We start from the raw sequence: 2,831 nt of genomic DNA on the forward strand, positions 1-2,831 counted from the left end.
CGTCGCTTCGTCTGTTGCCGTTTCGAACAGGCCTTTGGCCGCCGCCTCCGTGGAAGCACCGAATGAACAGCGCAGAAATCCGTGAAGCCTTCCTTCGCTTCTTCGAAGAGCAAGGCCACACCCGTGTAGCCTCCAGCTCTTTGATTCCGGGCAACGACCCAACCCTGCTGTTCACTAACGCGGGGATGAACCAGTTCAAGGACTGCTTCCTGGGCCAGGAAAAACGTGCATACACCCGTGCGACCAGCAGCCAGAAATGCGTGCGTGCCGGTGGCAAGAACAGTGACCTGGAAAACGTCGGTTATACCGCTCGTCACCACACGTTCTTCGAAATGCTCGGTAACTTCAGCTTCGGTGACTATTTCAAGCACGACGCGATCACCTTTGCCTGGACCTTCCTGACCGGCGTTCTGAAACTGCCGAAGGAAAAACTCTGGGTCACCGTCTACGCCTCTGACGACGAAGCGTATGACATCTGGACCAAGCAAATCGGTGTGCCGGTCGAGCGCATGATCCGTATCGGCGACAACAAAGGCGCGCCGTACGCTTCCGACAACTTCTGGACCATGGGCGATACCGGCCCGTGCGGCCCATGCACCGAGATTTTCTACGATCACGGTGACCACATCTGGGGCGGCCCACCGGGCTCGCCGGAAGAAGACGGCGACCGTTACATCGAGATCTGGAACAACGTGTTCATGCAGTTCAACCGCACCGCCGATGGCGTGTTGCATCCGTTGCCAGCGCCGTCGGTCGACACCGGCATGGGCCTGGAGCGGATCAGTGCGGTGATGCAGCACGTCAATTCCAACTACGACATCGACCTGTTCAAGAACCTGCTGAAGGCCTCGGCCGAAGCCATCGGTTGCGAAAATGGTGATCAGTCGTCGCTCAAAGTTGTTTCCGACCACATCCGTTCGTGCGGTTTCCTGATCGCCGATGGCGTGCTGCCGTCCAACGAAGGTCGTGGTTATGTGCTGCGTCGGATCATCCGTCGCGCCTGCCGTCACGGTAACAAGCTGGGCGCCACCGGCAGCTTCTTCTACAAGATCGTTGCTGCGCTGGTCGCCGAGATGGGCGAAGCCTTCCCGGAACTGAAAAAGCAGCAGAGCAACATCGAGCGCGTGCTCAAGGCCGAAGAAGAACAGTTCTCCAAGACCCTGGAGCACGGCCTGAAAATCCTCGAGCAGGATCTGGCAGAACTCAAAAGCACCGTGGTGCCGGGCGACGTAGTCTTCAAACTCTACGACACCTACGGTTTCCCGATGGATTTGACCGCCGACATCGCCCGCGAGCGCGGCCTGACCGTTGATGAAGTTGGCTTCGAGCGTGAAATGGAAGCCCAGCGCGTTCGTGCGCGTTCGGCCAGCTCGTTTGGTCTGGACTACAACACGCTGGTTAAAGTTGATGTGGCCACCGAGTTCACCGGTTACACCGACACCAGCGGTTCGGCGAAAATCGTCGCTATCTATAAAGATGGCCAGTCGGTCGACGTCTTGAATGAAGGCGAAGAGGCGGTGATCGTTCTGAACCAGACGCCGTTCTACGCTGAATCCGGCGGCCAGATCGGCGACTGCGGTTTCCTTCAGGCTGGCAGCGCGCGCTTCGACGTGCGCGACACCACCAAGACCGGCGGCGCATTCCTGCATCACGGCGTGCTGGATTCGGGCAGCCTGACCATCGGCGCGCCAGTGGAAACCCACGTCGATGCCGAAGTGCGTCACGCCACTTCGTTGAACCACTCGGCTACCCACTTGCTGCACGCCGCATTGCGTCAGGTGTTGGGCGAACACGTTCAGCAAAAGGGTTCGTTGGTGGATAGCCAGCGCCTGCGTTTCGACTTCAGCCACTTTGAAGCGATCAAGCCTGAGCAAATCAAGGCGCTGGAAGACATCGTCAACGCCGAGATTCGCAAGAACTCCGCGGTTGAAACCGAAGAGACCGACATCGAAACCGCCAAGAACAAGGGCGCGATGGCGCTGTTCGGCGAGAAATACGGCGACAACGTGCGCGTGCTGAGCATGGGCGGGGATTTCTCCGTCGAGCTGTGTGGCGGTATCCACGCCAACCGCACCGGCGACATCGGCCTGCTGAAAATCATCAGTGAAGGCGGTGTGGCTTCGGGCGTGCGTCGTATCGAAGCCGTTACCGGTGCAGCAGCATTGGCGTACTTGAACGCTGCGGAAGAACAACTCAAGGAAGCGGCCAGCCTGGTCAAGGGCAGCCGTGAAAACCTGATCGACAAGTTGTCGGCAGTGCTGGAACGCAACCGTGCACTGGAAAAGCAACTGGAGCAATTGCAGGCCAAGGCTGCCAGCGCTGCGGGCGACGATCTGTCGAGCTCGGCAGTGGACGTCAAAGACGTGAAGGTTCTGGCCGCACGTCTGGATGGTCAGGACGGCAAGGCGCTGCTGGCGCTGGTCGATCAGTTGAAAAACAAACTCGGCCGCGCAGTGATCCTGCTCGGCAGTGTCCATGAGGAAAAGGTCGTTCTGGTTGCTGGCGTAACCAAAGACCTGACTGGCCAACTCAAAGCCGGTGATTTGATGAAACAGGCTGCTGCGGCAGTGGGCGGGAAGGGCGGTGGTCGTCCGGACATGGCGCAGGGCGGCGGTGTTGATGCCGGCGCGCTGGATGGCGCACTGGCGCTGACCGTTCCATTCGTCGAGCAGGGTTTATAAGACGGTCTGTCGGGCCCGCAGTCTAGTGGCGGGCCCGGCGGCTGTTTGAGTGATTATTGGGCGCCCTTCATGGGCAGAGGCGGCTTTGAAATGGCTTTGATCGGACAGAAATTTGGAGGCACCTCGGTCGTCACGGTCGAGAGAATCGAG

General features: G+C 59.3%; 1 protein-coding gene. It reads left to right on the forward strand.

Features of this window, described 5'->3' with window-relative positions:
* Positions 1 to 62: 62 nt before the first annotated feature.
* The gene (gene alaS / locus ACIOWE_RS26135) at positions 63 to 2,681 is read left to right on the forward strand and encodes an alanine--tRNA ligase (protein ID WP_401397505.1); all 2,619 of its coding nucleotides are present in this window, start codon (positions 63 to 65) and stop codon (positions 2,679 to 2,681) included.
* Positions 2,682 to 2,831 lie beyond the last annotated feature (150 nt).

It is taken from the genome of Pseudomonas sp. NPDC087598, assembly GCF_044743525.1.
GTDB lineage: Bacteria > Pseudomonadota > Gammaproteobacteria > Pseudomonadales > Pseudomonadaceae > Aquipseudomonas.

Coding starts and splice junctions, on each gene's coding strand:
- alaS (WP_401397505.1), top strand. CDS start 63: ATGAACAGCGCAGAAATCCGTGAAGCCTTCCTTCGCTTCTTCGAAGAG.